The sequence below is a fragment of the Azotobacter tropicalis genome, from assembly GCF_059739045.1.
Genome location: NZ_AP046059.1, coordinates 4,558,686 through 4,584,319 on the forward strand (window position 1 = coordinate 4,558,686; position 25,634 = coordinate 4,584,319).

A 25,634-nucleotide genomic window follows, 5' to 3' on the forward strand; every position below is an offset into this window, starting at 1 on the left:
GTAATCTCACCACGCCGGCGAACTCCACCTGTTTCACCGGCTCCTTGGTCTTGGCCGATTTAGTCACCGGGTTGCAGCGGACGCAGTCTTTCTTCTCGCCGAGGCGGTGCAGGCCATCGCTTCGGCTTCGGCAATAGGTAGGAGATTGGTTTTCTGTAACAATGATGGCCTATGGCCATTTATGTGGGTTCAGAGTATTAATTGGGCCAGCGATAGAGGCCGAATCACAAAAAAGTCATATGGCAAGTGATTGAGAAATCGCTCTAGAGCAATTACTTGTAGCGTTATTTTTAAGGAAAATAAATGATTAACAGAAAATTTTATCGATACGCTCCTAGCCGCTATAGCGACTCTCTTCTATCTCTTGGGAGTATACGAATAGGAACCCTACATGACTTTAGAAAGTCGGAGCACAAAAATGGAATTGCTGATGAAAATGAAGGAAAGAAAACCGTAACCCACTATGTTACTTATGCATCAACCAAAGACTCAGGGGATTCAAATTTAGATATTAAAGCACTCAGGGAGTTTGGGGTTATTGAGCCTGTCAATGGGGGCGAAATAACTATTGAGAATTGCACCTTTGGGATGTTGTTTGATCATCCTGATTGTTTTGTACACTGCTCGTCCTCAAAGCTCTCTATTGATGTTATGAAGGAATTTGAGGGCGCGGATTCATGTGTTGAAATTCAAGAGCCGCTAGGCTTTTACTTGAGGCTAACTGAAACATTAAATTCAATTATTCCTGTTGAGCTTAAGATCCTACAAGAAGTCAAATACGGAGAAAGAGACGAAAAGTGGAATGGAAAAAATTGGGGTCATCATCCGGCCTTAATTAAAGGTAAGGATTTCTCAGGACAATATGAAATAAGAGCAATATGGAAGCCGAGATACGATGGTTTGATTAATCCGCTAGTGTTGAACGATACAGGGTTGCTCAAATTTTTAAGACGCGCTGCTATCTAATAGTTATAGATGGCAGATTGCTTGGCACTTTTCAATGCCTATGTGGCAGCTGCCGGCACGTCAGCCTTCACTTTCGCGCGGATCTTGAGGTCGCGGGCCTTTCCAGACTTGCGCAGCAGTTCAATGTACTACCGGGCGAATTGCGGGGCGTCGAACAGGGGGCTCAGCTGGACGACGCGGGCGCCGCCCATGGTCTTCTCGGCTCGCAGCTCGACCGCTTCGAGCCATTGCGCTTCGGTCAGTTGAACCTTCAAAACGACGGTCGGCGTATTCTTCCGGGCTTCCTCGCGAGCGTAGTGCTCGGTCATGCCGAAGACGGCAAAGGTACTCATGGCTCTTTCTCCCGACAAACGGTGCTGTTCGAACTCAAACGGCTGAAATCAAAAGGAAATCCTATGGTCCAACGAGCCCGGCCCAAATTTTCAGGGGGAGAATCTTGTGAGCCGAATAGTGAGAAACATCCGCAAAACTTTGGATTCAGTAGCTGCGAACAATGAGGCGGCTGCGATTGAGGTCATGCGAGCGATTGAACAGCTCGATAACGGACTACTTCGCCAGCGGCTGCTGAGGGTGGTCCATCATCTGAACCAGGATGCCGGCGAGTTACATGCTCTTCGGCATGCAGTGCCGGATCAGAAAATACGGCGAGCGTAGCGGTGCGCGCGCTATATCTCCGTGACAGATAGGCGTGACAGCTACGGCAGGCGGATCAGTTCGGCCAGGGCCTCATCGCTGAGGCGGTCGGCGCCATGGATGAGCCGGGTGATCAGATCCTGCGGTTCCTCGATGTCGGTGCGCTCCATGGAGCGGACCAGCTTGGCATCCGTGGCGTGGAACAGGTCGAGCTTGATGCGGCGGGAGAGGAGGCGGGCGAGGCGTTCCTCTTCCTTGAGCTTCTTGCGCTCGCGCTCTTCGCGCTTACGTTCGGCGGCGTTCTTGGCAGTCATGGACAGCACCGCCCCGGCAACTTCGCGCCGTGCCGATTCTTCGTGCCCTCGACCTTGGCGAGCGTGGCCAGCGCCTCTACGTGGCGCCGCCAGTCGGCTGCGTTCACTGCGTCGATGCCTATCGAGTTGCCAGCCAGTAGCCAGGCCAGGGTGGCGTGTGGGGTTCGTTCGGGGGGCGCTTCCGGGCTGCCTGCTGGCGCCGGCCCGGCTCGATGTCCTGCATGGCTGTTCTCCTTGTCGTACGCATGGGAAAGCCGCCTCGGGCGAGGTGGCTTTCTGATGGGGACGGGGGAAGAGAGGGTGTGGCCGGTTACGCCGGCCGGACGGGCACTCTGTCGCCACTGGCGTGCCTACCAGCAGGAATGGGAGGAAACACCCACGACTTGCGAATTACTCGAACCGACTGGCGCGTCTTGCTGGGGATATGGGCCCAGCGTGGCCATTGCAGGAATGGCCGACTTACACATGCCGGCATGCCGATCCGCCGACGGCCTTCGTAAGGTAGGCCACGAGCCGTATACCTAGCCAAGCGGCTGGATCTTTGTAAGACAGAAGGTAGGTGAGGAGGAGAAAGGGCCGGTTACGCCGGCCAGGCGGGCACTCTGTCGCCATTGGCGTGCCTGCCAACTGGGTAGACGTAAAGTCCGCGGCTTGCAGATTACTCAAACCGGCTGCGCGCCTTGCCGGGGTCGTGGAACCCGGCATGACCACCCTTGAGCAATGGCCGGCTAACGCTGCCGGCATGCCGATCTGCCGACGGTCTTCTTAGCGTAGACCGAGGATGTAGCACGCAGCTAAACGGGCAATAGCCCTTGCTGAGCTTTGCTCAGGTCAGCTTGAGAATGGGATAGCGAAGAGGATGGCCGGTTACGCCGGCCAGACGGTCACTCTGTCGACATCTGCGTGACTACAGACTGATCCGGTGAATACTTCCGTGTCTTGCAGATTACTTGAACCGACTGCGCGCCTTGCCGGGAACGAGATACCGGCGTGGCCACTTCGGAGGTGGCCGGCTGACGCTGACGACATACCGATCTGCCGACGGCTTGGACTGACATGAGCATTTCTTGCAACTTCTCCCGGATTAGCTGGGGAGTGCTCAGTAAGCTAAGCCCTTGGATGGGGCCTAGCTATACCCTACGGTGGGAAGGTCCTTCCCACAAAAGCGGGGGGAGGGATAGCCGGTTACGCCGGCCAAGCGTCTGCTCTGTCGCTGAAGGCGCAGATACCTTCTATTTCGGCTTCGTCCATTCGGGCGGCGCCTTGGCTTCCGGTTTACTCGAACGAAGGCGCGCTTTAGTCCGGCGCTTTCGGCGCTGACCTGCAACGAAGTCTCGATTGCGCTGACGCCTTCGCATGCCGAGCCGGCACGGGCTTAAAAGTCTGGTTGCCCAAGGAGGGGTGCCTTGCCTGGAGCGGGGAAGGATGGCCGTCTTTCCGGCCTGTCATCTGCTCTGTCGCCAACTGCGCAGATACAGCCAAAAGCAGGAGATGAGCACAAACATGGCTTGCGAATTACTCGAACCTGCAGCGCGCTCTACTGGTGGGGGCGAGCCACCAGCATGACTGTAAGCAGTAGTCGGCTAACGCTGCAGGCATGCCGATTCGCCAGCGGCGTGCAAATGATAGCGTGCTTTGTAGTTTTGTGAAATTGGTCACGTTTTGGGCTTTTCAGCAAACTCCCTTCAATCGCTACAGGTATGCCGAACGGCTACGGCCCCGCTTGTGTTTGTGCTACTTGTGACTGCCGGCTACGGCTTCGATTTGGTCGGCAGGGCGCATCAGGTCGTCCAGCTGCTGGCGCATCCGGTTGTTGTCGGCGCGCAGGCGGGATAGCTGGTCAGCCAGGCGTTCGGCGAGGTTGGTTGAGTCGGAGAGGCTGGACTGTAGGTTGTCGACCTGGCGAGCAAGGCCGAGGCACAGGATCTTCGTCAGTCCGAGGTCGGTGTCCGGCCGCCGGAGGCTGGTTGCGGTGCTGACGTAGCAGCTTTCGATGGGGCTGGCGCTCATGCCTTGCTCCTCTGTGTCGGTTGTCAGTTGGCGCCCGCGCTGGGCGCCGCCGTGTCAGTCGCTGCTGCTGGAGCTGCTCGATCCGCTGTCGCTCGACGAGCTGGAACTGCTGCTGCCGCTGTCGCTGCTGCTCCAGCTGCTGCTCGAGCAGTGGCTGCTGTTGGAAGGCTCATGGCTGCGGCGCCGGCAGTCGTCGTCGCTGTCGGCGTAGATCGGATTTACGGGGTTCAGCGGGTGGAGCGGGTTGAGCATCGGGTTTTCGCTGGCCGGCTGGCCGCTGGGTGCGGGCCTTCCTGACGAATAGCTTCGGTTCGGCAGGCAGCCAGCTGGTCGAGCTGTGGTGCCTTCTGGGCGCCGCTCGGGCTTTGGCTGGACGGGGTCTTTCTTGCGACGGAATAGCGCGCAGAGCTTTTTGAGCATGGTGTTTTCTCCGGTTGGTTTCCCGGATGCCCCTGTCTCCAAGGGCATCGAGGAAATCGGTCTTTCTGGCCGGTGTTACTGGCGCCACGTCCGGCTGGGCGCATTGCTTCTCGGGGGCCATGAAAGCCCGACAGCCAGTCGCGGCTCTTCGCCCACTGGCTCTCCCTTGATCAAGGACCCTCTACGCTGCGGGTCACGGGGCGAGGCTCCCCCTGTACCGGACTTGAAGGCGCCGGCTCGCTGCCTGTCGGGCGCTGTGCTGCCGATGAGAAAAATATGAACCATAAGTACAGAGCCAGTCAAGAACTAAAAGTACAAATTTTCTTTGAACACCAAAACCGCCCCTCGGAAAGGGTTGTGACCGAGTTGGCAGTAATGGCTTGGCTCTGTGTGTGTAAATGGATACTGTATGTTTATACAGTATAAGGAGTAGCATATGGCCAAGAGGAAAGCCCAGCAGCAGCCTCAGGAGATCACTCCGCTAGAGAGGCTTGGGTTACGGGTATCGGCGATGATCAACGCGCCAAAGGCGCAGTCAGAGCGCCAAGTGACTATTCACCGGCTGGACACCGATCCGGACGAAGCGTGGGAGGGGGTAATGGAGCTGCTGGCTGAGACGGATGGCTTGGGGATGGCCAGGAACGAGGACGGCAGCGTTACGCTGACATGGGAGCGCCAGGAGGGCGAGGCCGAACCAGTAGGTGATCGGGGCTTCGAGACGGCGGAAAGGGAGGAATCCCTATTCTGATGGCGGGGAGGGCAGAGACGAAAAGCCCCGCGCGGGGCGGGGCTCTGGATAGAGTTTTTCGGCGAGTGGTGGATTGGGCTCGCCGGGTTATACGTGTCCGGTGCCGCGCAATACCGGAATTAGGTATTGCTGAATAGCCCACCAACCGGCGCCAAAAATTCCGCCAAGGGTAGAAAGGACTGCCAGCAGGGTATACATGGCTAGCTTGCCTTTGGTTACCATATGGCTTTCGATATTGGAAAGCCTAACATCGGTTTTGCCAATGTCGATTTGGGCGGTCGACATGCTGGATACTAGTGTCTTCACGTCTCCTTTCAGCTCGGAAACGTCTCGCTTGATGTACTCAATATCGCTCTCTAAGCGGCTTACCCTGCTTTCCAATTTTTCACCTCCTGGAGGCTCTCCGCTTCCAGTATAGCCACCTCCACTGCGCGCCGGCCAGCTCCCACTGACAACCTCACCCATGGTGGCTATCCTTTTGGGATGCGTGCTCTGAAATTTTATATGCTCTTATTGTTAAGACATTTCCGCAGTTTGTGCAGTTTATTGCAATGCATTCTATATCGTTTTTATTTGATTTTTTTTCGTGTATTTTGAATATACTTAGCGTTGGGTTTGTTGTGCGTTCATTATATTCGGACTCTTGAATTGGGAACTCCCAGTTATCTTCGCTTCCGCAGAAATTGCATTTAGAGTTAATGCCTTTGGCGGAAAGGAAGTCAAATAGCTGCTCAAGAGTTATTGGTGGAGAGTCGTCTGCGATGTAGACTTTTTCTGTCATTTTTCGCTCGTATATTTATATGGTTGGCATTCTAGTTCATGCGCGCTCGGAGCCATCCGGCTTGCTCGCACGTTTCACACCCTTCGCCCTGGCAGAATGAACATGGCACCCAGTCATTCTCGTTCAGCGCGCTGCTGATGGTCCCTAGGCAGCGCTTCCCGTTGTACCGCACACCGCAACGGTCGTTGATCTGGGTAACGCTGTAGGCCAGCTTTCTGCATTTTGTGCAGAAGCCAATAGGTTTCCGTTTCATCGTTTCCTCTTACATCCTGCCCAATCCGGCGAGCAGGCCGATCACAGCTTCTTGGCGTTCCAGACCAGCAGGACGCGGGCCTGGATGTAGGTATCGTCGATCCGGATCATCCGGTCCTTGTGATTCGGATTGTCCGAAATCATCTCGAAATGCTCCGCGTCGGCGACCTGCAGGCGCTTGGTGTAGAAATGGCCTTGCCAAACGAATGAGTAGATCCCGTCACCCTCGAACTCGCGGATGCTCACATCGACGATCATCGGGTCTAGGTGCTGGATTGTGGGCGCCATAGATTGGCCGTAGCCGGTCAGCATCTTGAGGTGGCAGGGGTCTTTGTAGATGACGCCAAGTTCCTGCAGGTGCTGCTTGCTGACGAGCAGATCCGGCATTATCTCGGGGTAGTCCGGGACCAGTTGCCCGCCGCCTAGGGCCGTCCGGACGTCGTAGTGTGCGATGCGAATCGCGTCACCGGGCGGGACGGGGGGCAAGAAGTCGGCGATGATGACGTTGTTTTGCGGTACGGTCGCGGGCACTGACTCGGCCAGGGAGTCAGCGACGGCATCGACGATCTGCTTTCTGACGGCCGCACTCAGGCCCTTTCCGTGCCGCTGTAGCATCTCCAGCACCTTGGCCGCGGCGGCCTCTTTGTGGTTATCAGCCGCGGGCACAGGCGGGCCTGGCTCGGCGTTCGGCTCATTGCCCGAGTCGCCAGGAAGCATCTCCCCCTCGCCATACTGGAGCCACTGGATGCTGACATGCAGTTCATCTGCAATCGCCTGCATGTTGGCCCGTCCAGGCATGGCTTCGCCATTCAGCCATTTGCTGGCGGCTTTAGGGTTTTTCCCTGTGATTTCTGCAAGGCGAGAGCCAGCCCCCCATTCTGCAATCTCTGATTTGGAAAGAGCTTGCTTAAGGCGCCTCACGAACTCTCTGCGTATTTCTTCTGATTGAACCATAGGTTCATTTTTGCATGCGCTTGCATGTACTTTCAGTACCGGCATAATATGTACCGTAAGTTCAAATTTTGCTTTGGAGGCGCCAATGAGCGCGCTAAGAGAATCGATCAACAAGGCCGGTGGCGTTGCAAATGCCGCGGCTATTTGCGGGGTGAGCCAACGAGCCATTTACAAGTGGCTTACCACAGGTGCTCTGCCGCGTACTGAATACACCGGCGAAACCGACTACGCAGTTCGCCTGGCAGCCGCTGCTGCCGAGCGTGGAAATCCGTTCGATGCTGCCTGGCTTTTGGCAGAGGCATCCCCCAAGCGCAGCGCCGCCTAACTCGGCGCCCGTGACCAATTTCCAGCCATCGCACAAGCCAATCCCGGCGGTGGCTTCCAGTGATTCCAGATTGCCTTGATCCCTTTCAGGGCGCGACTGAAAGAGCAGAGGGGTTTTACGGATGGATGAGTTTCTGAAGGCCCTGCATGACGCAGTACTGGACGCTGGCGCCAAGGATCTGGCCCGGAAGATGGGCGTCAGCCACGTCTCGCTGCTCCAGCGCGCCAATCCCAACAACGATGCGCACCGGCTCAACGTCGAGCAGTTCTTCCAGATTCTGCTGCATGCCGATGACGTGCGCCCGCTGCAGGTCCTGGCTGCCGAGTTCGGCTTCGAGCTGGTGGCCAAGGAGAAGGCCCAGCCGCAGACCCTGGCGGCCGCCCTGCTGCACATGACCAAGGAAGTGGCCGATGTGACCCGCGTGGTGCACGACGCGCTCGAGGACGGCCATGTGAGCCAGACCGAAGAGGCCTTGATCCGGCGCGAGATCGGGCATGCACGCCAGAGCCTGGACGTGCTGGAAGCCTCGGTGAAGGCAGCCTGATAGGCCAAACCGCAGGCAATAAAAAAGCCCGGATGACGGCCCGGCTTCTTCATGGGCGCCTAAGCGCCAAAACGATACGGGGAGATTATGACCCAAGAGCTCCAGTTGTTCAATTTCGAGAAGGCCGAGGTTCGCGTCGTGGCTATCGACGGGGAGCCGTGGTTCGTGGCGAAGGATGTTGCCCTGGTGCTGGGGTATGCCCGTGCACGCGACGCCGTTGCCGATCATTGCAAGGGGGCGGTGAAACGCCGCCTCCCTACTGCGGGTGGTATGCAGGAGACGACGCTCATCCCCGAGCGCGACCTGTACCGCCTGGTGATGAAGTCCCAGCTTCCAGCCGCCGAGCGCTTCGAGGAGTGGGTGGTGGGCGAGGTGCTGCCGAGCATCCGCAAGACGGGAAGCTATGGCGTGACATGTCACGCTCCTGCAATTCCGCAAACCCTTCCCGAAGCGCTGCGCATGGCAGCCGATCTGGCCGAGCAGAACAACCACCTGCAACTAGTGGTCGCCGAGCAGGCACCGAAGGTGCGCGCCTTGGAGGTGCTGACCGAGACCGCTGGCGCGATCTGCATCACCGACGCGGCCAAGCAGGTCGGCATGCAGCCCAAGGCGCTGTTTCAGTGGATGCAGGAGAACCGCTGGATCTACCGCCGGGCCGGCTCCAGCCGCTGGTTGGCCTATCAGCCGCGCCTGCAGCAGGGCGTGCTGGTGCACAAGCTGAAGGTGATCGGCATCGATGACGATACCGGACAGCAGAAGGTCGCCGAGCAGGTGCTGGTGACGCGCAAGGGGCTGGCGCTGCTGGGCGAGAAGCTGGCAGGGAGGGTTGCCTGATGGCCAACCAGTGGTTCCGCATGTATGGCGAGTTCGCCACCGATCCCAAGGTCCAGATGCTCAGCGAAGCCAACCAGCGCCGTTACATCATGCTGTTGTGCCTGCGTTGCAGTAACGGCGATGTAACGTTACACGATGACGAAGTCGCGTTTCAGCTTCGCATCAGCAGCGAAGAGTGGGCGGCAACCAAGGCCGTCCTGCTGGGCAAGAGGCTGATAACAGAGGACAACCGCCCGACCGCCTGGGATAAGCGTCAATACCTCTCCGACTCAAGCGCGGCGCGGGTTGCAGCGCATCGTGCGAAGAAGAAGGCGGACAAGAAACAGGCATGTAACGTTACAGAAACGCCCCCAGATACAGAAACAGATACAGAGGTAAAACCCTCTCTCACTCCCGCGGGCGAGGGCGCCGCGCCTGCCGGTGCAGAGCAAGATCCGTCGCTGGCCCCTACCGTTCCGCCTGAGCAACCGGTCACCGGTTTGTTCCCCATGCACTTGGAGTGGGTTCCCGATCAGGTCCAACTCAAGGCCCGCGCCACGATGGCCGGCCTGTCGCCGGATCTGTTCAACCGCGAAGCCATCGCGGGGTTCGTGATCCATCACGAGGCCAAGGGGCTGGCGAAGACCGAGCGCGAGTGGCTGGCCGCCCTGGTCAACTGGGTCAAGCGCGATGCCGTGCAGGCTGCTGCCCGGCCGGCCGCGGTGGTGAACTTCCCCGGCAAGGGCCAGCGCCGCGCCAACGGGCCGGACTTCGAGGACGACAGCTGGCGGACCATGACGGAGTACGACCTGTGAAGCCGATCCGGAACGTGGTCGCCATGACCGGTACGCGGCTCGCTGCCGGGCAGGCGCTTCCCGCTGGGCAGGTTTCCATCCAGCCGCTCGGCGAGGTCGACGAGCAAACCGCCGCGGTGGTGGACATGGTCTTCCTGCAGTTGCAGGCAATCTTCCCGGCCTGGCGTCAGGCGTGGCCGGACGACAAGGCGCTGGCGCTGGCCAAGCGCAGCTGGACCAAGGGGCTGCAGGCTTCGGGGATTCGCACGATCGAGCAGGTGCGCTTCGGCATCGAGCAGTGCCGGCGCAGTGGTTCGGCCTTTGCGCCGAGCATCGGGCAGTTCGTGGCGTGGTGCTTGCCGACTGCAGAGATGCTGGGGCTGCCGAGCACGGATAGAGCCTACCGCGAGGCCTGCGCGAACGCCCACCCGTCGTCCGCCAAGGAATGGAGCCATCCGGCCGTACACCACGCCGCTTGCGAAACCGGCTTCCACGAGCTGGCCAATCTTCCCGAGGAGCGCAGCCGCAAGCTGTTCGAGCGCAACTACACGGCCGCCATCCGCATGTCCCTGGCCGGCGAGCCGCTGCGGGAGATCCCGAAGGCGCTGCCGGAGCGGGTATCTGTCCGCACGCCGGAGGTAGGTCGCAGCGCCTTGGCCGGCCTGCGCAACGCATTGAAGGCCAAGAAGGAGTCCATGGCATGAGCCAGCAAAAAGCGAAGATCGACGCTCAGCTTCAGGGGCAGTCAAGCATCGCCAGGAAAATCTACGAGTTCGTGCCCATCGAAGAGGCTTGGGGAGAGTTTCAGGTCATTGCGGCCATGAAGCGCGTCACCGGCAGCGTGCCGGATATGCGAGTTGCCCGGGCCTGCTTGCGCGATCTTGCCGAGGCCGGGCTGATCCTGCGTCGCCATGACCAGTACCGCCGTATCACCACTCAAGAGAAGCCTCTGCCAAAGGAGATCGAAATGCCCTCAGTCAAAGCCAAGCCCGCGGTACAGCCGGCAGGCCAAAGCCCCATCGAGATTCTTGGGGATATCGCCGCACAGATTGTGGCTCTTGGCCGGTCCGTGGCCCGGCAGATGGAGCAGATCGCAGGCCGCGTTGAGGAGGCCGCGCTCCAGATCGAGCAGGGGCATGAGGCAAACGAGGCCAACCTGGAGAAGCTGCGTCAGCTTCAGGCGATCCTGAAGAGCCTGTGAGGTAGGCGATCTGGCCAGTGCCCTCGCGTCTGTCGAGCGGCGCGAGGAGCTGGCCAAGAAGCTGATGGATTCGACGATGCAGGGGGATTGAATTGAGCAGTATGACGCTGACGGTGGCGATGTCGGACGCGGAGATCCGGCGGCAGGCGGCACGGCCCGAGGTGGGTCGGCTGCGGGCGGCGCAGCATCCGGCGCTGCGCCTGCGTTTCCTCGAGGAGCGGTCCCGGGGAAGCTGGGATGTGCGGGCCGCGGGCGAGTGGAAACGGTTCGCCGGCTGGCCGGAGCTGAACACGAAGGCGGCGCTGGCGGTGTTGCCCGAGGTGCTGGCGCGCCTGGCGGCCGATCCGGGTGCGGCGGTGGGCCGGGGCGGCTGGTCGACGGTGGGGGAGCTGCTGGAGTGGTACCGGGATCGTGCCGCCCGGGATCGCGCGCTGTCGGCCAAGCGCAAGACGGGCGTCCGGTCGATGATCGATTGCCATCTGCTGCCGCGCATCGGTGAGATGCGGCTGGCTGAGCTGAACCGTCAATCGCTGGACCGCGCGCTGATGTGGCCCCTGCAGGAGAGCGTGTCGCTGATCTACGTGCGGCAGATCCTGCGGGTGCTGGCCGTGGCGTTCCGCCAGGCGATGCGACTGGAGATGATCGACCAGAACCCTATCGACGGGGTGAAGTTCAGCGACTTCGTGCAGACCAAGGTGAAGCCCAGGGCGGCACGCCTGCACGGCATGGATGTGGAGAGCCTACTGGCGACTCTGGGGGCGCGCTTCGAGGCGGCGCCGGCAGAGGGGATGCTGGCCCTGATGATGCTGGCGCACGGCACGCGGATCGGCGAAACCCGGCAGGCGCGCTGGCGGCATATCAGCCTGGGCGAGCGGGTCTGGCTGATCCCGGCAGAGAACACCAAGACTCGGACCGAGCATGTGCTGCCGCTGACCGAGCAGGCCTGCGCGCTGCTGCGCCGGTACCGCGAGATCCAGCAGGCGAAGGGCAAGGAGCCGGCCTTCCTGTTCCCAGGGCGCAGCGGTCAGCCGATCAGCGAGAAGGCGGCCAGCGCGATCTTCGCCGGCCTGGGCGGCGGGCAGTGGTCTAGCCACGATCTGCGCAAGCTGGCCCGCACCGGCTGGGCCGAGCTGGGGGTCGACTACCTGATCGGCGAGATGCTGCTCAACCACACGATGAGCTCGATTGCGCAGGCCTACATCCAGACCAGTGCCGATGCCCTGAAGCGTGAGGCGCTGGAGAAGTGGCATGGCTGGCTGGATGAGCGTGGTTTCGGCGCGATTCACGGCGGTACGGTGGCGGGTTTGACCGACTCCGCAGAATTGCCGGAGGCCGCGCCGGCTCTGGCCCCTAGCGCTTTGCTGGAATCACCAAAAGGGAGGCCCTGAAATGGTCGAGATCGTATTGCCTTGGCCGCCAAAGGAGCTGAGCCCGAATGCCCGCATCCACTGGACGAAGCGCAGCAAGGTGGCGAAGTCCTACCGAGGGGTTTGCTTCGCACTCACCAGGCAGTCGCGGATTGATGTAAGCGGCACGCCGCGGATCCTGCTGGACGTTGAGTTCGTCCCGCCGGATAGGCGCCGGCGCGATGACGACAACATGCTGGCCAGCTTCAAGGCTGGTCGCGACGGTTTGGCTGATGCGCTGGGCATCGACGACAGCCGATTCGTGACACAACTGCGGGTAAGCCAGGAGACGGTAAGCGGCGGGGTTGTACGGGTTCGCATTTCGGAGTTCGAAGAAGGGGAAGCAGCGTGACTATCTACCGTGACGTATTGAGCGCCGTCGTGCGCTGCCTGGCGGCAGAATGCATCGACAACACGGCCAAGCAGGCTTGGCAGAAGCTGTACAGCGCGCATGCCGATGAGGGCGCCGGCATTGAGGTGCTCGGCCGTTTGGGCGGTGTCGAGGCCATCGACAGCAACCTGGTCGATTGCCTGGTGTTTGCGGTCCTCCATAAAAAGCTGAAGGAACGCCACTGGCATGCCTTGGTTGCGAAGTACAGCACGCACAAGGCTCGCAAGGTTGAGGCAATCGGCAAGCTCCGCCCGCTGATCGCTACGCCGGCGCCGAAGCTGTTCCTCTACAAGGCGGTGACGGCATGGGCAGTGCCGAAGCTGAAGGGCGCGCGAGTCCAACCGGCTCCGACCGTCAGCGTGGATATCCCGGTTGGCGCCTCTCCCTCCAAGCAAGCCGCCGTCATCAAGGCGGCTCTCGCTGCCGATAAGGTGAGGCGCAAGCGGATAGAGTCCAGGTCGTCCGACATGATCGTGCTGGGGGACAGCTTCTACGACATGAACACTTGGGACCCGGATGGCCGTCCGGAGCCCACTCGGCGGGAATGGCGACGGAACATCCACAAGACCTTGGATGAGATGGCGAGCGAGGCCTTGGAGGAGGCCGGGAGAATCCTGATGGCGGAGGGTGTCATGGCTTGCGAGGCCGCTTGATTAGTTGACAGGCAATCCATCGATCCATCAAAATTAATTCCATCATGTGGCTATTGCGCGTGCATGATGACGACAGTTTGCAGCCCCGGTACAGAGCGATCTGGCCGGGGCTTTTCTTTTCCGGCGCAATCCAGGCGACGGCAGAAGTCACTGCCAGCGATAAGCGAACAACGGCCGGGCTCGCCCCCTGCGCCAATCCATTCCAAGCCCCGCCATCGTGCGGGGCTTTTTTGTTTCGGCCCCTCGCATCCTTTGCTCCCTGGCGGGACAGCGTAGCGGGCCGCCTATCACGCCCCGCGCGGGGATATCGAGATGCCAATGCCTGAGAAGTCGCCTGAATTCTGGGCCGGTGTCCTGCTTGCCCTGCGCGAGCATGGCCTGGCCATGACGTTGACCTTCGTCCTGTCCTACCTCCGCATCCAGCTCTATGGCGATCAGCCGAGCCTGCTGCGCACGCTGCTCGAGGCAGCGGCCGGCGCGCTGCTGGTAATGATCGTCGGGCTGGCAGTGCAGGCGGCCGGCCTGAACATGGCCTGGACGCTATTCACGGGCGGGTTCGTCGGCATCCTCGGTATCGATCAAGTGCGCGCCCTGAGCAAGCGCTGGGCCGAGCGGAAAGTCGAGGAGGTGTAAGCCATGCCTGTGAAGCCGCTCAAGCCGTGCTGCGCGCCAGGCTGTGGTGCGCTGATCCGAGGCGCTCGCTATTGCCCGAAGCATGAGCACCTGGCCAAGGCTGAGGCGCGCCGCCATGACGCGCAGCGCGAGAGCAGTGCCAAGCGGGGCTATGGCCACAAGTGGCAAAAGGCCCGAGCCGCATACCTGCTTGCCCATCCGCTGTGTGCTGAGTGCGAGCGGCGTGGCCGCGTCGCTGCGGCGACCGACCTCGATCACATCGCCCCGCACAAGGGCGACATGAAGCTGTTCTGGGATCGCTCGAACTGGCAAGGGCTCTGCCATTCCTGTCACTCGACCAAGACGGCGCGGGAGGACGGCGGCTTCGGCAACCAGCAGCGCCGCGTGCCATGAGACGCCAAGGCGGTGCGCCTGGGCCTGCAGGGGAGGGGGAGGGTCGAAACTTTCAGCCCTCGTGCGCCAAGACCGCGCCCTGAAGTCTTTTTTCACGCCCGCGAAATTAAAAATTCAGGAGTTGGCCGATGGCAGGTGTCGCGAAGGTCGCTGGTCGCGGCCGTAAACCCAAGCCGACGGCCAAGAAAGCGCTCGCCGGAAACCCCGGAAAGCGCGCCTTGAACCAGGCGGAACCCCAATTTTCCGAGGTCACCCATATCGACGCCCCCGGCTGGCTCAGCCCGCGGGCGACCGCCATGTGGGAGATGATCGTGCCCGAGCTGCTGCGCGAGCGCGTGCTGTCGATCACCGACATGCACAACGTCGAGGCCTTCTGCGTCGCCTATGACAAGTGGCGGCTGGCCGAGGAGTCGGTGCAGGCCGATGGCATCGTGGTCGAGTCGGCCATGGGCTCGCCGATGAAGAACCCGGCACTGACCGCAGCCAATGAAGCCATGCGCCAGATCGTCACCTTCGGCTCGCTGCTCGGCCTCGATCCGTCGAGCCGCTCCCGGCTGATCGGCGGCAACAAGAACAAGCCTGGCGACAACCCGTTTGCCGACCTGCTGGCGGGGTAACTGCCCGCATGGCTACTTCCCACCCGAACGTAGCCAGGGCGACGAAGTGGGCGAAGGACGTGCTGCGCGGCAAATTCCCGGCCTGCCGCTACATCCATCAGGCGATCCAGCGGCACTTCGACGACCTGGCGGCCAGCAAGGCCAAGGATTACCCGTACAAATTCGACCCGGCCAAGGCCGAAAAGAAGCTCAAGCTGATCCAGCTGTTGCCGCACACCAAAGGCGACTGGGCCTTCAAGCGGCAACTGATCAGCCTGGAGCCCTGGCAGCTGTTCGGCCTGGCTTGCACCTTCGGCTGGATGCGCAAGAAAACCGGCTTCCGGCGCTTTCGCGAAAGCTACTGGGAGGTGCCGCGCAAGAACGGCAAAAGCGTGATCGCCGCCGGCGTCGGCATCAGCATGTTCACCGCCGACAACGAGTTCGGCGCCGAGGTCTACTCCGGGGCGACCACCGAGAAGCAGGCCTGGGAGGTGTTCCGCCCGGCCCGCCTGATGGTCGTGCGCTCGCCGAAGCTGGTGGTGGCGGCCGGCATCGAGGTCAATGCCTCGAATATGAACCGCCCGGCCGATGCCAGTCGCTTCGAGCCGATCATCGGCAACCCCGGCGACGGCGCCTCGCCCAGCTGCGCGATCGTCGACGAATACCACGAGCACGACAGCGCCGCGCTCTACGAAACCATGCTCACCGGCATGGGCGCCCGCCGTCAGCCGCTGATGTTCATCATCACCACCGCCGGCGCGAACATCGAGGGGCCGTGCTACGACAAGCGCCGCCAGGTGATCGAGATGCTGGCGGGCATCGTTCCCGACGACGAGCTGTTCGGCTGGATCTGGACCGTCGACGAGGGCGACGACTGGACCGACCCCGCGGTGATGGCCAAGGCCAATCCGAACATCGGGGTCTCGGTGTATCAGGAGTACCTGGAGAGCCAGCAGCAGCGTGCGATCCGCTCGGCACGCTTCACCAACACCTTCAAGACCAAGCACCTGAACATCTGGGTCTCGGCCAAGGCGGGCTTCTTCAACCTCGAGTCCTGGAAGGCCTGCGAGGACCGTAGCCTGACGCTGGAGCAGTTCGAGGGCTGGGAGTGCATTCTCGGCCTCGACCTGGCGCGCAAGCTGGACATGAACAGCATGGCCCGCCTGTTCTGGCGGGAGATCGACGGCCGGAACCACTACTACTGCGTGGCGCCGCGCTTCTGGGTGCCCGAAGACACCGTGCGCAACAGCGACAACCAGCGCATGGCCGAGCGCTATCAGGCCTGGGTGAACAGCGGTCACCTGATCGAAACCGAGGGCGCCGAGGTCGACTACCGCGAAATCCTGGCCGAGGCCAAGGAGGCCCACCGGTTCAGCCCGGTTCGGGAAAGCCCCATCGACCCGTTCGGAGCCACCGGCCTGTCGCATGCGCTGGAGGACGAGGGCCTGACCCCGGTGGTCATCACCCAGAACTACACCCACATGAGCGCGCCGATGAAGGAGCTGGAGGCGGCCATCGAGTCGGGCCGCTTCCACCATGACGGGCACCCGATCATGACCTGGTGCATCGGCAACGTGATCGGCAAGCACCTGCCGGGCAATGACGACGTGGTGCGCCCGATCAAGCAGGGCGACGACAACAAGATCGACGGCGCCGTCGCGCTGATCATGGCGATCGGCCGGGCCATTGCCGGCCAGGAACGCGAAGACACCCTTTCCGACCACCTTATCAAACACGGAATCAGGACGCTCTGATGGGCATGATTGCAAAGCTGCGCGACCTGTTCGGCACCAAGACGGCCGTGCCTATCGACACCTCCGCCGCCCTTGCCGCTGCGCTGGGCGTCGGCTACGAAACCGTGACCGGCCAGACCGTCACGACCAGCCGGGCCATGCAGATGACCACCGTGTTCGGCTGTGTGCGGGTGCTGTCCGAGTCGGTGGGCATGTTGCCGTGCCGTCTGCTCAAGGAGGTCGGGCGCAACCGGGTCACGGCCACCAGCCACAGGCTCCACTACCTGCTGAGCGTGGCCCCGAACGGCTACATGACCGCCCAGGAGTTCTGGGAGTTGCTGGTGGCCTGTCTGTGTCTGCGCGGCAACTTCTATGCCTACAAGGTCATGGCCCTGGGGCAGGTGGTCGAGCTTCTGCCGCTCGATCCGGGCTGCGTGCGGCCGAAACAGGCCGACGACTGGTCCGTTTCCTATGAGGTGACCTTCAAGAGCGGAGAGCGCCGCACCCTGAGCCAGGCCGAGATCTGGCATGTGCGCCTGTTCACCCTGGACGGGCTGAACGGGTTGAACCCCATTGCCTACGCCCGGCAGGCCATCGCCCTGGGCTTGTCCACCGAGGAGCACGGTTCGCGGCTGTTTACCAACGGTGCGGTGGCCTCGGGCGTGCTGGCCACGGACCAGCAGCTCTCGGACGAGGCCTTCGCGCGGCTGAAAACCCAGTTTCAGGGCGAGCACATGGGCCTGGCCAATGCCTACAAGCCGATGATTCTGGAGATGGGGCTGAACTGGAAGCCGATCAGCCTGAATGCCGAGGATTCGCAGTTCCTGGAGACGCGCAAGATGCAGCGCGACGAGATCTGCGCGATTTTCCGCGTGCCGCCGCATCTGGTCGCCAGCCTGGAGAAAGCCACGTTCAACAACGTGGAAAACCTCGGCATCTCCTTCGTGAACTACGCGCTGGTCCCGTACCTGACCCGGATCGAGCACCGCATCCGCGTCGGCCTGCTGAACGACAAGGACCGGGCGACCCATTACGCCAAATTCAATGCCGGCGCCCTGCTGCGGGGCGACCTGAAAGGCCGCTACGAGAGCTACGGGCTCGGTATCCAGTGGGGAATTCTCAGCCCCAACGACTGCCGCGAGCTGGAGGATCTCAACCCGCGCGACGGCGGCGATATCTACCTGACCCCCCTGAACATGACCACCGACCCGGAGGCCGGGAATGAAGACTAAGCAGCGCCTCGACATGCCGCTGACCCTCAAGAGCGTCAGCGATGCCGGCGAGTTCGAGGGTTACGGCTCCGTGTTCGGGGTCAAGGACAGCTATTCCGACATCGTCGTGCCCGGCGCCTTCCTCAAGTCGCTGAACACCTGGGCCGGCAAGGGGCGCCTGCCGGCCCTGCTCTGGCAGCACAACATGAGCGAGCCGATCGGCGTCTACACCGAGATGCGCGAAGACGAGACCGGCCTCTACGTGAAAGGCCGGCTGCTGATCGATGCCGACCCGCTGGCCAAGCGGGCGCACGCGCACATGCAGGCCGGCAGCCTGTCCGGCCTGTCCATCGGCTACATCCTCAACGACTGGGAGTACGACCGCGACAAGGGCGGCTGGCTGCTCAAGGAGATCGACCTGTGGGAGGTCTCCCTGGTCACCTTCCCGGCCAACGATGAAGCCCGTATTTCCGAAGTGAAGTCCCTGCTGGAGCGCGGCGAGACGCCGCCGCCCAGCAAAGTGGAGCGAGCCCTGCGAGAGGTTGGGTTTTCCGGCTCCCAGGCCAAGGCCTTCATGGCCAAAGGCTACAGCGCGATCACCCCGCGAGAGGCGGGTGCCGAAGAAGCGCTGCAATCCCTGAAATCCCTGATCAATCGCATGTAAGGAGCATCCCATGCCCGTAGAAATCAAAGACGTGCAGGACGTTGCCGAGGCACTCGGCAAGAAATTCGACGAGTTCAAGGCCGTCAACGATAAGCGCGTGGAGGCGCTGGAGGCCGAAAAGGGCAAGCTCGCCGGCCAGGTCGAGACCCTGAACGGCAAGCTGTCCGAGCTGGACGAGCTGAAATCCGCCCTGGAAAAGGAGCTGGCCGAGGTCAAGCGCCCCGGCACCACGGGCAGCAAGGCGGTTTCCGAGCACAAGGCGGCTTTCATGCAGTTTGTGCGCAAGGGCAAGGACGACGGCCTGGCCGAACTGCAGCAGAAAGCCCTGCAGACCACCGTCGAGGCGGACGGCGGCTATGCCGTGCCAGAAGAGCTGGATCGCTCCATCCTGGAGCTGCTGCGCGACGAGTCGCCGATGCGCCAGGTATGCGACCAGATCACCGTCAGCACGCCGGATTACAAGAAGCTGGTCAACCTGGGCGGCGCGGGCTCCGGCTGGGTCGGCGAAACGGCCGCCCGCCCGGCGACCGGCACCCCGCCCCTGGCGCAGATCGCGGCAGTCATGGGGGAAATCTACGCCAACCCGCAGGCCACCCAGACCAGCCTCGATGACCTGTTCTTCGATGCCGAGGGCTGGCTGAATGCCGAAGTGGCCCGGGAGTTCGCGGAACAGGAGGGTACGGCGTTCCTGACCGGCAACGGCACCAACAAGCCCAAGGGCATCCTGGCCTACACCCTGAGCACCGATCCGGATGCGACCCGGGCTTTTGGCCAACTCCAGAAGGTTCACAGCGGCTCGGCGGGCGATTTCGATGCCGACGACCTGATCAAGCTGGTGTACACCCTCAAGAAGGGCTATCGCACCGGCGCGCTGTGGATGCTGGCGAACATGACCCTGTTCAAGATCCGCACCCTGAAGGACAGCGAGGGCAATTACCTGTGGCGTCCGGGCCTGGAAGCCGGTGCGCCGTCCACCCTGCTGAGCTATGGCATCGCCGAGAACGAGGACATGCCAGCCGTGGCGGCCGATGCCAATGCGCTGCTGTTCGGCAACTTCAAGCGTGCCTACACCATCGTCGACCGCATCGGCACCCGCGTGCTGCGCGACCCCTACACCAACAAGCCGAACGTCGGCTTCTACACCACCAAGCGCGTCGGCGGCATGCTGACCGACTCCCAGGCAGTGAAAGTGCTCACCCTGAGCGTGTAATCGGGTCGGGCGCCTGCGGGCGCCTCCCTTCTTTAGGAATTAGGCATGGTCACAATCATCGTGGAAACCCCTTTCAAGTGGTCGCCGGATGGCAACCAAGTGATCGAGGTCGAGTGCGGCGAGCAGAAGGTACCGGAGCGCTGTGCCCTGGTCGCCGTCGAGCATCTCAAGTTCGCCACCCTGCCAGATGCGAAGTCTGACGCCCGCGCGCGGAGCGGCAAATGATCGCGCTGGCTACCGTCAAGGCGCACCTGCGCGTCGAGCATGACGAGGAGGACGCCAAGCTTCAGGGCTATACCGATGCTGCCCTGAGTGCGTTCGAGGCCTGGACCAACCGCGCGCTGGTGGCTGCGGGCGACCCGCTGCCTGATCCGCTCGGTAATGCCATGCCCCTCAGCAAATCGGTGGAGCAGGGCGCCCTGATGTTGATCGGCCACTGGTACGCCAATCCCGAGGCCGTTGTGCTGGGCGTTACGGGTGACGAGTTGCCCATGGCCACCCGGGCGCTGTGGAGGCCGCATCGCTGGTTCAATATCTGACAGGAGTTGCCATGACGCAAACGAGCATTCTGGCGGCGGGCAACTCCGCGGCCACGTCGACTGACATTCAGGTAGCCGCCGGCGTCGTCGTAACGGTCGGCCTGTATTCGGCGGCGCCGGGGCCGCTGCCGCCTGACGTGGAATTCCGTGTCTGGCAGGACACCCCGGGTGCCGACAACCTGGTGGCCAAGCTGAGCGGCAACCGCCGCGCGACCGTCCTGGCCGGCCCCGGTACCTATCGCGTCACGCGGCCGGCCTATACCGGCGACGCGTTCGGCGTGTTCATGGAGACCTGACATGCGCGCCGGACCGCTCCGCCACCGCCTCACCTTCCAGCGCCGCCAGACCGGCACTGACGCCTTCGGCCAGCCGCTGGCTGGCTGGGAAGACATCGCCACCGTCTGGGCCTCGGTAGAGCCGATCAGCGGCCGCGAGCTGCTGGCCGCGCAGCAGGTCCAGGGCGAGATCACCCACCGCATCCGCTGCCGTTACCGTGACGGCCTGACCGCTGCCGATCGGGCGTTGTTGAAGGGGCGGGTGTTCGATCTGCAGCCCGCTATCAACCCGGGCGAACGCGGGATATCTCTAGAAATTTTGGCAAAGGAGGGGCTGACCGATGGCTGAAATCCAGATGCACGGCCTGCAGGAACTCAAGGCCACGCTGAAAGACCTGCCCGAGCGCCTGGGTGCCAAGGTGGTGCGCGGCGCGCTGCGCGCCTCCGCCCAGGTCATCCGCAAAGACGCGCAGGCGCGGGTGCCGGTCCTCGAGGAGCCGGACCCGCGCCGCAAGCCGGGCACGGTGCGCAAGGCCGTGCAGGTACGGCGCTCGAAAAAGGACAAATACGGCGTGTTCGTCGGCGTCAAGCCGCTCGGCGGCAAGCAGCTGCGCGCCTTTAAGGCCGCCGGCGGCACGTCGCGGAACAATCCGGACGACCCGTTCTACTGGATCTTCCTGGAGTTCGGCACGGCCAAAATGCCCGCCGCGCCGTTCCTGCGGCCCGCCTTCGAGACCCAGCACCCGGCCGCGTTGCAGCGCTTCGAGGAGTACGCCCAGCAGCGGGTGGTCAAGGAAGCCGAGAAGCTGGCCCGCGAGAAGGGGATGCGATGATCGAAGCCGACTTGCGCACCGCGCTGCTGGCCTCGGCTGCCGTCACCGCCCTGGTCGGCCAGCGCGTGGCCGCCGGCGTACTGCCGGAGGGCGAGGCGCGTCCCGCTATCGTCTACACCCTGATTGCCGGGACGCGCCCCGGCTCGCTCACCAGCGCGGGGGCCACCCGCCAGGCGCGCATGCAGATCACCTGCTGGGCGACCAGCTACGGCCAGGCCAAGGCTCTGGGCGAAGCGGCCCAGGACGCCATCGAAGCCTCGGCGCTGTTCGAGGCCGCGTTCAACGGCGACCAGGACACCTATGACCCGACAGCCAAGCTGCACGGCGTCATCCTTGACTACTCGCTCTGGCAGTCGCCCGCATAACCCATCGCCCCGCCGTCGCGGGGCTTTTCATGTGGAGAACCCACCATGGCCCGCAAAAGCCGAGCTGTGTCCTCGCAGGGCACGCGCTTTTTCATTCAGCAAGCCGCTGCTGCCGGTACGCCGGTCAACATCACCGGCATCAGCAAGGCCGCCAAGGCGGTGCTGACCTTCGCCGACCATGATTTCATGGTCGGCGATGTTCTGACCCTCGCCGGCGTCACCGGCATGACGGAAATCAACGGCCTGGACGGCGTCGTCGGCGCGGTGACGGCCACCGAGGTGACCCTGGAAAACATCGACTCCAGCGACTTCACCGCCTACACCAGCGGCGGTACCGCCACGCCGGTGACTCTGATCGAGACCGACCAGCACAAGAGTTATTCCGGCTTCGATGGCCAGGCCTCGGAGATCGACACCACCACCCTGGTGTCCGAGGCGCGGGAGAAGGCCCTTGGGCTGCAGGACTTCGGCGGCATGTCGTGCGACATGCACTACGTCGAGGACGATCCCTTCCAGGTCGAGGCCAAGAAGGCCAAGGCCGATGGCGAGCCGCGCTGGTTCCGGCTGAACAAGAAGAACGGCTACAAGAAAGTCTACCAGGGGTATGTGCGCAGCCTGTCCGACGCCGGTTCGATCGATGGCACCAACGCCGCCAGCCTGTCCGTGACCATTACCGGCGCCGTCTACGAGGTGAAATGATGCTGACTCGCGAGCAGATTCTGGGCGCCGCCGATCGTCCGCAAAAGGTGATTACGGTTCCTGAATGGGGCGGGGAGGTCACCCTCACCGGGCTGTCCGTGCGGGGCCGAGCGGAGTACATCGCCGAGGTGTCGGCTCTGTCCGGGCGGGAAGGGGGCGCCGTGCGCGGCATGGCCACTGTTCAGGTTCGCCTGGTGGCCCTGTCGATCACCGACCCGGACGGCACGCCGCTGTTCAGCCTGGAGGATGTCGAGGCCCTGGCCGAGAAGTCACCAGAGGCCATCGGGCGCCTGGCCGACGAGGCCACCTTGTTGAACAAGTTTGTGGTCTCCGCCGTCGAGACCGACGCAAAAAACTGAGGTGCCAGCCGGAGCGGTTCACCCTGTTCCGGCTGGCTCGCGACCTCGGCATGACCGTTGCCGAGCTGGAGCGGCGTCTGTCCTCGGCGGAGTTCGTCGAGTGGCAGGCGTTCTACCAGGTCGAGTACGAGATCAAGACCGACACCCTGCCGCCCCTTGAAATCGACGACCCCGACGCGCACTCGGCGGCCATCGATGCCCTGTTTTAGGAATCCTCATGGCACTCGGAACCCTGACGATCGACATCGCCGCGAATATCGCGCGCCTGACGTCCGACCTCGGTCGGGCGGCTCGGATCAGCGAGCAGCATGCCGAGGAGATGCGGCAACTCTGGGAGCGGACGAGTCAACTGGTCGGTGCGGCGGTGTCGCTCGTCGGTACCGGCGCCTTCGCCGTCTGGATCAAGTCGAGCATCGATGCAGCTGCCCAGCTCGAGCAGCTGGCCGCTACCGCCAATGCCTCGACCGCCGAATTCCAGAAAATGGCCTTCGGCGCGCAGATGGTCGGCATCCAGCAGGACCAGCTGGCGAGCATCCTGAAGGATGTGAACGACCGGGTGGGCGAATTCATGCAGTCCGGTGGCGGCGAGATGGCCGAGTTCTTCGAGCGCATCGCGCCGGAGGTCGGTGTCACCGCCGAGCAGTTCCGCCGCCTGAGTGGCCCGCAGGCGCTGCAGTTGTATGTCTCCAGTCTGGAAAAGGCCAACCTGTCCCAGCAGGAGATGACCTTCTACCTGGAGTCCATGGCCGATGACGCCACGGCGCTGCTGCCGCTGCTGCGCAACGGCGGCGCGGGGATGCAGCAGTTCGCCGAGCAGGCCGAAGCGCTCGGCCTGATCCTCGATGCCGAAACCATTGCCCAGGCGGTGAAATTCAACCAGCAGCTGAGCGTGCTCGATGCGGTAACCGGCAATGCCGGTCAGCGCATTGCGGGCGAACTGCTGCCGTCACTGCAGGACATGACCGGCCTGCTGATCGACGTTTCGAAGGATGCCCAGGCGGCGAGCGTATCCGCAGAGGCGTTTGGCGCCGTGCTGAAGGGCCTCGCAACGGTGGGTATTGCCGTCGGCAGCACGTTTGCCAGCGTGGGGCGTGGCATCGGTGCCGTGGCGGCCGCGGGCGTGGCGGCGGCTCAGGGCGAGTTCGCCCAGGCCGGCGAGATCCTGCGTATGGTCACCGCCGACAACGAAAAGAGCGCCGCCGACGCCGAGGAGCGCATCCGAAAGCTCTGGGCAGGCGAATACAAGGCAGCGGGCGAGCAGGCCGCCGCGGTGGGGAAAACGCTGTCGTCCTCGACGGAGACGATGAGCGCGAGCGCCAGGACCTACCTGAAGACGCTGCAGGATCAGCTGGATAAGCAGGAGGACAACAACAACGCGATCAAGGAGGCCGAGCGCTGGATTCGCGACCACGCCGATGCGACCGATGCCGACAAGGCCAAGATTCTGGAGGCGGCCAAGGCGATCGAGGCGCAGAAGAAGGCGAACGAGGCTGGCAAAAAGGCCAAGGATGAAGCCGCCAGCGCTACGAAGAAGCAGACGGAGGCCATCCGTTCGCAGCTCGCTGCGCTCCAGGAGCAGGCGGCGACCGTGGGCAAGACCGCGGCGGAGGTCACCCTCTACAAGCTCGCCCAGGACGGGGCGACGGCGTCCCAGCAGGCCGAGGCAAAAGCCGCGCTCGATACCGTGGCGGCCTACGAAAAGCACCAACAGGCGCTGGAGAAGCGCGCCGAGCTGGCCCGGCAGGTCGCGCAGGTGGAGGAGGCCGGCTGGTCGGACACCTCGCGTGCCTTGCTGGCCTATCAGCAGCAGGTGGAGATCCTGCAGGCCGGGGTGCTGGCCGGGGTCATCAGCGAGGCGCAGCGCGACCGGGTTATCGCCGGCCTCGAGGAGCAGGCTGCGGCGGCGGAGAGGTCTGCCGATCAGATGACCGTGTTCATGGACGAGGCCGCCCGGAACATCCAGTCGGCCTTCGCCGACTTCCTGTTCGACCCGTTTTCCGAAGGGCTGGACGGCATGGCGGTCGGCTTTCTCAAGGTCGTGCAGCGCATGGCCGCCGAAGCGGCCGCGGCCCAGTTGGCCAATCAGTTGTTCGGCGCGGTCAATTCGAGCGGATCGCGCTCCGGCGGCTTGATCTCTGCCGGCCTCGACTGGGTGGGCGGTCTGTTCGCCAACGCCAAGGGCAACGCCTTCGCCGGCGGCGAGGTGATTCCCTTCGCCAAGGGCGGCGCCTTCACCAACAGCATCGTGGACACGCCGACCCTGTTTCCGTTCGCCAAGGGCACCGGCTTGATGGGCGAAGCGGGACCGGAGGCGATCATGCCGCTGGGCCGTTCCAGCGACGGCTCGCTCGGGGTACGCATGATCGGCGGCGGCAGCGGAGGCGGGCAGACCGTGGCGATCAGCGTGGAGGTCAACATCCAGTCGGACGGCTCGGTAACCGCCCAGGCCAACAGCCAGGCCGGCCAGCAGTTCGGCGCCGAGATCGGTCGCTTCGTCGAGCAGCGCTACAGGCAGCTACTTGCCAGGGATCTGCGGGCAGACGGGGCGATTGGGCGGCACCTGAGCGGGAGGGGATAGCGTGCCAATCGAAACATTCACCTGGGCGCCGGCGCCCGATGCCCAGGGCGACATCAACTACCGCACCCGCGCGGCCCAGTTCGGCGACGGCTACGCCCAGGTGGTCGGCGACGGGATCAACAACAAGTCGCAGTCCTGGCCGCTGACGTTCGTCCGGAAGGAGGCCGAGGCCCAGGCCATCCGCGATTTCTTCGACCGCCATGCCGGCTACCGGGCGTTCCGCTGGACGCCGCCGCTCGGCGAGCTGGGCCTCTGGCGCGTTACCACGCACAGCCTGCGCCCGATGGGCGGCGGGATCTACACCATCGCGGCAACGTTCGAGCAGGCGTTCGCACCCTGAT

The 25,634-nt window shown here is 62.9% G+C and carries 36 protein-coding genes; 30 read left to right on the forward strand and 6 right to left on the reverse strand.

Going from position 1 to position 25,634, the window contains the following annotated elements; all coding sequences use genetic code 11:
• The first annotated feature begins 303 nt into the window (after positions 1 to 303).
• Complete coding sequence (locus Atro_RS21625) at positions 304 to 966, forward strand: hypothetical protein (protein ID WP_497925703.1); 663 nt, start codon at positions 304 to 306, stop codon at positions 964 to 966.
• A 128-nt stretch (positions 967 to 1,094) separates the two neighbouring features.
• Here the strand turns inward: Atro_RS21625 and Atro_RS21630 are convergent, their stop codons facing one another.
• The 3 genes from Atro_RS21630 to Atro_RS21640 all read right to left on the reverse strand — a co-directional run bounded on the left by Atro_RS21630 (position 1,095) and on the right by Atro_RS21640 (position 3,923).
• Complete coding sequence (locus tag Atro_RS21630) at positions 1,095 to 1,298, reverse strand: hypothetical protein (RefSeq protein WP_497925705.1); 204 nt, start codon at positions 1,296 to 1,298, stop codon at positions 1,095 to 1,097.
• Between the two features lie 363 nt (positions 1,299 to 1,661).
• On the reverse strand, positions 1,662 to 1,913 hold the full coding sequence (locus Atro_RS21635; protein WP_497925707.1) for a hypothetical protein: 252 nt from the start codon (positions 1,911 to 1,913) through the stop codon (positions 1,662 to 1,664).
• 1,734 nt (positions 1,914 to 3,647) lie between these two features.
• The gene (locus Atro_RS21640) at positions 3,648 to 3,923 is read right to left on the reverse strand and encodes a hypothetical protein (protein ID WP_497925709.1); all 276 of its coding nucleotides are present in this window, start codon (positions 3,921 to 3,923) and stop codon (positions 3,648 to 3,650) included.
• Between Atro_RS21640 and Atro_RS21645 the strand changes: the two genes are divergently transcribed.
• Complete coding sequence (locus tag Atro_RS21645; protein ID WP_497925711.1) at positions 3,922 to 4,134, forward strand: hypothetical protein; 213 nt, start codon at positions 3,922 to 3,924, stop codon at positions 4,132 to 4,134. The two genes, Atro_RS21640 and Atro_RS21645, sit on opposite strands and share 2 nt — an antisense overlap.
• A 645-nt stretch (positions 4,135 to 4,779) precedes the next feature.
• Positions 4,780 to 5,091: a DUF1654 domain-containing protein gene (locus tag Atro_RS21650; RefSeq protein ID WP_497925713.1), complete on the forward strand. Its 312-nt coding sequence runs from the start codon at positions 4,780 to 4,782 to the stop codon at positions 5,089 to 5,091.
• Between the two features lie 87 nt (positions 5,092 to 5,178).
• Here the strand turns inward: Atro_RS21650 and Atro_RS21655 are convergent, their stop codons facing one another.
• From Atro_RS21655 to Atro_RS21665, 3 genes are all read right to left on the reverse strand, one after another.
• Positions 5,179 to 5,556, reverse strand: coding sequence for a hypothetical protein (locus tag Atro_RS21655; protein ID WP_497925715.1), 378 nt, complete (start codon positions 5,554 to 5,556; stop codon positions 5,179 to 5,181).
• Positions 5,549 to 5,872, reverse strand: a complete 324-nt coding sequence (locus Atro_RS21660) for a hypothetical protein (RefSeq protein ID WP_497925716.1) — start codon at positions 5,870 to 5,872, stop codon at positions 5,549 to 5,551. Before Atro_RS21660 ends, Atro_RS21655 begins: the two co-directional genes overlap by 8 nt.
• 294 nt (positions 5,873 to 6,166) lie before the next feature.
• Positions 6,167 to 7,123: a LexA family transcriptional regulator gene (locus Atro_RS21665; RefSeq protein WP_497925718.1), complete on the reverse strand. Its 957-nt coding sequence runs from the start codon at positions 7,121 to 7,123 to the stop codon at positions 6,167 to 6,169.
• Positions 7,124 to 7,163: 40 nt separating this feature from the next.
• On the opposite strand from Atro_RS21665, the gene Atro_RS21670 reads away from it, so the two are divergent.
• From Atro_RS21670 to Atro_RS21800, 27 genes are all read left to right on the forward strand, one after another.
• A complete protein-coding gene (locus tag Atro_RS21670) occupies positions 7,164 to 7,403 on the forward strand; it encodes a helix-turn-helix domain-containing protein (RefSeq protein WP_497925722.1) in 240 nt (79 codons plus the stop codon).
• A 121-nt stretch (positions 7,404 to 7,524) separates the two neighbouring features.
• Entirely contained in the window at positions 7,525 to 7,947 is a 423-nt protein-coding gene (locus tag Atro_RS21675) for a phage regulatory CII family protein (RefSeq protein WP_349569433.1), read from the forward strand.
• 87 nt (positions 7,948 to 8,034) lie between these two features.
• Complete coding sequence (locus Atro_RS21680; protein WP_497925724.1) at positions 8,035 to 8,781, forward strand: phage antirepressor; 747 nt, start codon at positions 8,035 to 8,037, stop codon at positions 8,779 to 8,781.
• Positions 8,781 to 9,575 carry a DnaT-like ssDNA-binding domain-containing protein gene (locus Atro_RS21685; RefSeq protein WP_497925726.1) on the forward strand — a complete coding sequence of 265 codons (795 nt, stop codon included), beginning with the start codon at positions 8,781 to 8,783 and terminating at the stop codon, positions 9,573 to 9,575. The genes Atro_RS21680 and Atro_RS21685 overlap by 1 nt, the downstream gene beginning before the upstream one ends.
• Entirely contained in the window at positions 9,572 to 10,258 is a 687-nt protein-coding gene (locus Atro_RS21690) for a replication protein P (protein ID WP_497925728.1), read from the forward strand. The genes Atro_RS21685 and Atro_RS21690 overlap by 4 nt, the downstream gene beginning before the upstream one ends.
• Positions 10,255 to 10,755: a hypothetical protein gene (locus tag Atro_RS21695; RefSeq protein WP_497925730.1), complete on the forward strand. Its 501-nt coding sequence runs from the start codon at positions 10,255 to 10,257 to the stop codon at positions 10,753 to 10,755. The genes Atro_RS21690 and Atro_RS21695 overlap by 4 nt, the downstream gene beginning before the upstream one ends.
• Positions 10,756 to 10,856: 101 nt before the next feature.
• A complete protein-coding gene (locus Atro_RS21700) occupies positions 10,857 to 12,143 on the forward strand; it encodes a tyrosine-type recombinase/integrase (RefSeq protein ID WP_497925732.1) in 1,287 nt (428 codons plus the stop codon).
• Position 12,144: 1 nt separating this feature from the next.
• A complete protein-coding gene (locus tag Atro_RS21705) occupies positions 12,145 to 12,513 on the forward strand; it encodes a RusA family crossover junction endodeoxyribonuclease (protein ID WP_497925734.1) in 369 nt (122 codons plus the stop codon).
• Positions 12,510 to 13,205, forward strand: a complete 696-nt coding sequence (locus tag Atro_RS21710; RefSeq protein WP_497925736.1) for a hypothetical protein — start codon at positions 12,510 to 12,512, stop codon at positions 13,203 to 13,205. The genes Atro_RS21705 and Atro_RS21710 overlap by 4 nt, the downstream gene beginning before the upstream one ends.
• A 318-nt stretch (positions 13,206 to 13,523) precedes the next feature.
• Positions 13,524 to 13,838, forward strand: a complete 315-nt coding sequence (locus Atro_RS21715) for a phage holin, lambda family (RefSeq protein ID WP_497925738.1) — start codon at positions 13,524 to 13,526, stop codon at positions 13,836 to 13,838.
• A gap of 3 nt (positions 13,839 to 13,841) precedes the next feature.
• Positions 13,842 to 14,231, forward strand: a complete 390-nt coding sequence (locus Atro_RS21720; protein ID WP_497925740.1) for an HNH endonuclease — start codon at positions 13,842 to 13,844, stop codon at positions 14,229 to 14,231.
• A gap of 128 nt (positions 14,232 to 14,359) precedes the next feature.
• Positions 14,360 to 14,848 (forward strand): phage terminase small subunit P27 family, encoded by a 489-nt coding sequence (locus tag Atro_RS21725; RefSeq protein ID WP_497925742.1) that lies wholly within the window; start codon positions 14,360 to 14,362, stop codon positions 14,846 to 14,848.
• Positions 14,849 to 14,856: 8 nt separating this feature from the next.
• The gene (locus Atro_RS21730) at positions 14,857 to 16,581 is read left to right on the forward strand and encodes a terminase large subunit (RefSeq protein ID WP_497925744.1); all 1,725 of its coding nucleotides are present in this window, start codon (positions 14,857 to 14,859) and stop codon (positions 16,579 to 16,581) included.
• A complete protein-coding gene (locus Atro_RS21735; RefSeq protein WP_497925746.1) occupies positions 16,581 to 17,792 on the forward strand; it encodes a phage portal protein in 1,212 nt (403 codons plus the stop codon). The genes Atro_RS21730 and Atro_RS21735 overlap by 1 nt, the downstream gene beginning before the upstream one ends.
• On the forward strand, positions 17,782 to 18,435 hold the full coding sequence (locus Atro_RS21740; protein ID WP_497925748.1) for an HK97 family phage prohead protease: 654 nt from the start codon (positions 17,782 to 17,784) through the stop codon (positions 18,433 to 18,435). Before Atro_RS21735 ends, Atro_RS21740 begins: the two co-directional genes overlap by 11 nt.
• Positions 18,436 to 18,445: 10 nt before the next feature.
• Positions 18,446 to 19,645, forward strand: a complete 1,200-nt coding sequence (locus tag Atro_RS21745; protein WP_497925750.1) for a phage major capsid protein — start codon at positions 18,446 to 18,448, stop codon at positions 19,643 to 19,645.
• 45 nt (positions 19,646 to 19,690) lie between these two features.
• On the forward strand, positions 19,691 to 19,870 hold the full coding sequence (locus Atro_RS21750; protein ID WP_497925752.1) for a hypothetical protein: 180 nt from the start codon (positions 19,691 to 19,693) through the stop codon (positions 19,868 to 19,870).
• Positions 19,867 to 20,184, forward strand: a complete 318-nt coding sequence (locus Atro_RS21755) for a head-tail connector protein (protein WP_497925754.1) — start codon at positions 19,867 to 19,869, stop codon at positions 20,182 to 20,184. Before Atro_RS21750 ends, Atro_RS21755 begins: the two co-directional genes overlap by 4 nt.
• 11 nt (positions 20,185 to 20,195) lie before the next feature.
• The gene (locus tag Atro_RS21760) at positions 20,196 to 20,480 is read left to right on the forward strand and encodes a hypothetical protein (RefSeq protein WP_497925755.1); all 285 of its coding nucleotides are present in this window, start codon (positions 20,196 to 20,198) and stop codon (positions 20,478 to 20,480) included.
• A 1-nt stretch (position 20,481) separates the two neighbouring features.
• Positions 20,482 to 20,808: a phage head closure protein gene (locus Atro_RS21765; RefSeq protein WP_497925757.1), complete on the forward strand. Its 327-nt coding sequence runs from the start codon at positions 20,482 to 20,484 to the stop codon at positions 20,806 to 20,808.
• Positions 20,801 to 21,292 (forward strand): HK97-gp10 family putative phage morphogenesis protein, encoded by a 492-nt coding sequence (locus Atro_RS21770; protein ID WP_497925760.1) that lies wholly within the window; start codon positions 20,801 to 20,803, stop codon positions 21,290 to 21,292. Before Atro_RS21765 ends, Atro_RS21770 begins: the two co-directional genes overlap by 8 nt.
• Positions 21,289 to 21,657, forward strand: a complete 369-nt coding sequence (locus Atro_RS21775) for a DUF3168 domain-containing protein (protein WP_497925762.1) — start codon at positions 21,289 to 21,291, stop codon at positions 21,655 to 21,657. The genes Atro_RS21770 and Atro_RS21775 overlap by 4 nt, the downstream gene beginning before the upstream one ends.
• A 45-nt stretch (positions 21,658 to 21,702) precedes the next feature.
• On the forward strand, positions 21,703 to 22,356 hold the full coding sequence (locus tag Atro_RS21780; protein ID WP_497925764.1) for a phage tail tube protein: 654 nt from the start codon (positions 21,703 to 21,705) through the stop codon (positions 22,354 to 22,356).
• Positions 22,353 to 22,715 (forward strand): phage tail assembly chaperone, encoded by a 363-nt coding sequence (locus Atro_RS21785; protein ID WP_497925766.1) that lies wholly within the window; start codon positions 22,353 to 22,355, stop codon positions 22,713 to 22,715. Before Atro_RS21780 ends, Atro_RS21785 begins: the two co-directional genes overlap by 4 nt.
• Before the next feature lie 50 nt (positions 22,716 to 22,765).
• Positions 22,766 to 22,924 carry a hypothetical protein gene (locus Atro_RS21790; protein WP_497925768.1) on the forward strand — a complete coding sequence of 53 codons (159 nt, stop codon included), beginning with the start codon at positions 22,766 to 22,768 and terminating at the stop codon, positions 22,922 to 22,924.
• A gap of 8 nt (positions 22,925 to 22,932) precedes the next feature.
• On the forward strand, positions 22,933 to 25,293 hold the full coding sequence (locus tag Atro_RS21795; RefSeq protein WP_497925770.1) for a phage tail tape measure protein: 2,361 nt from the start codon (positions 22,933 to 22,935) through the stop codon (positions 25,291 to 25,293).
• A 1-nt stretch (position 25,294) separates the two neighbouring features.
• Positions 25,295 to 25,633 (forward strand): phage tail protein, encoded by a 339-nt coding sequence (locus Atro_RS21800; protein ID WP_497925772.1) that lies wholly within the window; start codon positions 25,295 to 25,297, stop codon positions 25,631 to 25,633.
• Position 25,634 lies beyond the last annotated feature (1 nt).

Bases quoted from the DNA above. Each gene is read 5' to 3' on its own strand.
- Atro_RS21670 (WP_497925722.1), top strand. From the start codon at position 7,164: ATGAGCGCGCTAAGAGAATCGATCAACAAGGCCGGTGGCGTTGCAAAT.
- Atro_RS21650 (WP_497925713.1), top strand. From the start codon at position 4,780: ATGGCCAAGAGGAAAGCCCAGCAGCAGCCTCAGGAGATCACTCCGCTA.
- Atro_RS21795 (WP_497925770.1), top strand. From the start codon at position 22,933: ATGGCACTCGGAACCCTGACGATCGACATCGCCGCGAATATCGCGCGC.
- Atro_RS21745 (WP_497925750.1), top strand. From the start codon at position 18,446: ATGCCCGTAGAAATCAAAGACGTGCAGGACGTTGCCGAGGCACTCGGC.
- Atro_RS21705 (WP_497925734.1), top strand. From the start codon at position 12,145: ATGGTCGAGATCGTATTGCCTTGGCCGCCAAAGGAGCTGAGCCCGAAT.
- Atro_RS21675 (WP_349569433.1), top strand. From the start codon at position 7,525: ATGGATGAGTTTCTGAAGGCCCTGCATGACGCAGTACTGGACGCTGGC.
- Atro_RS21750 (WP_497925752.1), top strand. From the start codon at position 19,691: ATGGTCACAATCATCGTGGAAACCCCTTTCAAGTGGTCGCCGGATGGC.
- Atro_RS21790 (WP_497925768.1), top strand. From the start codon at position 22,766: ATGACCGTTGCCGAGCTGGAGCGGCGTCTGTCCTCGGCGGAGTTCGTC.
- Atro_RS21765 (WP_497925757.1), top strand. From the start codon at position 20,482: ATGCGCGCCGGACCGCTCCGCCACCGCCTCACCTTCCAGCGCCGCCAG.
- Atro_RS21700 (WP_497925732.1), top strand. From the start codon at position 10,857: ATGACGCTGACGGTGGCGATGTCGGACGCGGAGATCCGGCGGCAGGCG.
- Atro_RS21775 (WP_497925762.1), top strand. From the start codon at position 21,289: ATGATCGAAGCCGACTTGCGCACCGCGCTGCTGGCCTCGGCTGCCGTC.
- Atro_RS21665 (WP_497925718.1), bottom strand. From the start codon at position 7,123: ATGCCGGTACTGAAAGTACATGCAAGCGCATGCAAAAATGAACCTATG.
- Atro_RS21695 (WP_497925730.1), top strand. From the start codon at position 10,255: ATGAGCCAGCAAAAAGCGAAGATCGACGCTCAGCTTCAGGGGCAGTCA.
- Atro_RS21660 (WP_497925716.1), bottom strand. From the start codon at position 5,872: ATGACAGAAAAAGTCTACATCGCAGACGACTCTCCACCAATAACTCTT.
- Atro_RS21715 (WP_497925738.1), top strand. From the start codon at position 13,524: ATGCCTGAGAAGTCGCCTGAATTCTGGGCCGGTGTCCTGCTTGCCCTG.
- Atro_RS21640 (WP_497925709.1), bottom strand. From the start codon at position 3,923: ATGAGCGCCAGCCCCATCGAAAGCTGCTACGTCAGCACCGCAACCAGC.
- Atro_RS21785 (WP_497925766.1), top strand. From the start codon at position 22,353: ATGATGCTGACTCGCGAGCAGATTCTGGGCGCCGCCGATCGTCCGCAA.
- Atro_RS21780 (WP_497925764.1), top strand. From the start codon at position 21,703: ATGGCCCGCAAAAGCCGAGCTGTGTCCTCGCAGGGCACGCGCTTTTTC.
- Atro_RS21680 (WP_497925724.1), top strand. From the start codon at position 8,035: ATGACCCAAGAGCTCCAGTTGTTCAATTTCGAGAAGGCCGAGGTTCGC.
- Atro_RS21770 (WP_497925760.1), top strand. From the start codon at position 20,801: ATGGCTGAAATCCAGATGCACGGCCTGCAGGAACTCAAGGCCACGCTG.
- Atro_RS21625 (WP_497925703.1), top strand. From the start codon at position 304: ATGATTAACAGAAAATTTTATCGATACGCTCCTAGCCGCTATAGCGAC.
- Atro_RS21630 (WP_497925705.1), bottom strand. From the start codon at position 1,298: ATGAGTACCTTTGCCGTCTTCGGCATGACCGAGCACTACGCTCGCGAG.
- Atro_RS21635 (WP_497925707.1), bottom strand. From the start codon at position 1,913: ATGACTGCCAAGAACGCCGCCGAACGTAAGCGCGAAGAGCGCGAGCGC.
- Atro_RS21740 (WP_497925748.1), top strand. From the start codon at position 17,782: ATGAAGACTAAGCAGCGCCTCGACATGCCGCTGACCCTCAAGAGCGTC.
- Atro_RS21725 (WP_497925742.1), top strand. From the start codon at position 14,360: ATGGCAGGTGTCGCGAAGGTCGCTGGTCGCGGCCGTAAACCCAAGCCG.
- Atro_RS21755 (WP_497925754.1), top strand. From the start codon at position 19,867: ATGATCGCGCTGGCTACCGTCAAGGCGCACCTGCGCGTCGAGCATGAC.
- Atro_RS21735 (WP_497925746.1), top strand. From the start codon at position 16,581: ATGGGCATGATTGCAAAGCTGCGCGACCTGTTCGGCACCAAGACGGCC.
- Atro_RS21685 (WP_497925726.1), top strand. From the start codon at position 8,781: ATGGCCAACCAGTGGTTCCGCATGTATGGCGAGTTCGCCACCGATCCC.
- Atro_RS21760 (WP_497925755.1), top strand. From the start codon at position 20,196: ATGACGCAAACGAGCATTCTGGCGGCGGGCAACTCCGCGGCCACGTCG.
- Atro_RS21730 (WP_497925744.1), top strand. From the start codon at position 14,857: ATGGCTACTTCCCACCCGAACGTAGCCAGGGCGACGAAGTGGGCGAAG.
- Atro_RS21720 (WP_497925740.1), top strand. From the start codon at position 13,842: ATGCCTGTGAAGCCGCTCAAGCCGTGCTGCGCGCCAGGCTGTGGTGCG.
- Atro_RS21655 (WP_497925715.1), bottom strand. From the start codon at position 5,556: ATGGGTGAGGTTGTCAGTGGGAGCTGGCCGGCGCGCAGTGGAGGTGGC.
- Atro_RS21645 (WP_497925711.1), top strand. From the start codon at position 3,922: ATGCCTTGCTCCTCTGTGTCGGTTGTCAGTTGGCGCCCGCGCTGGGCG.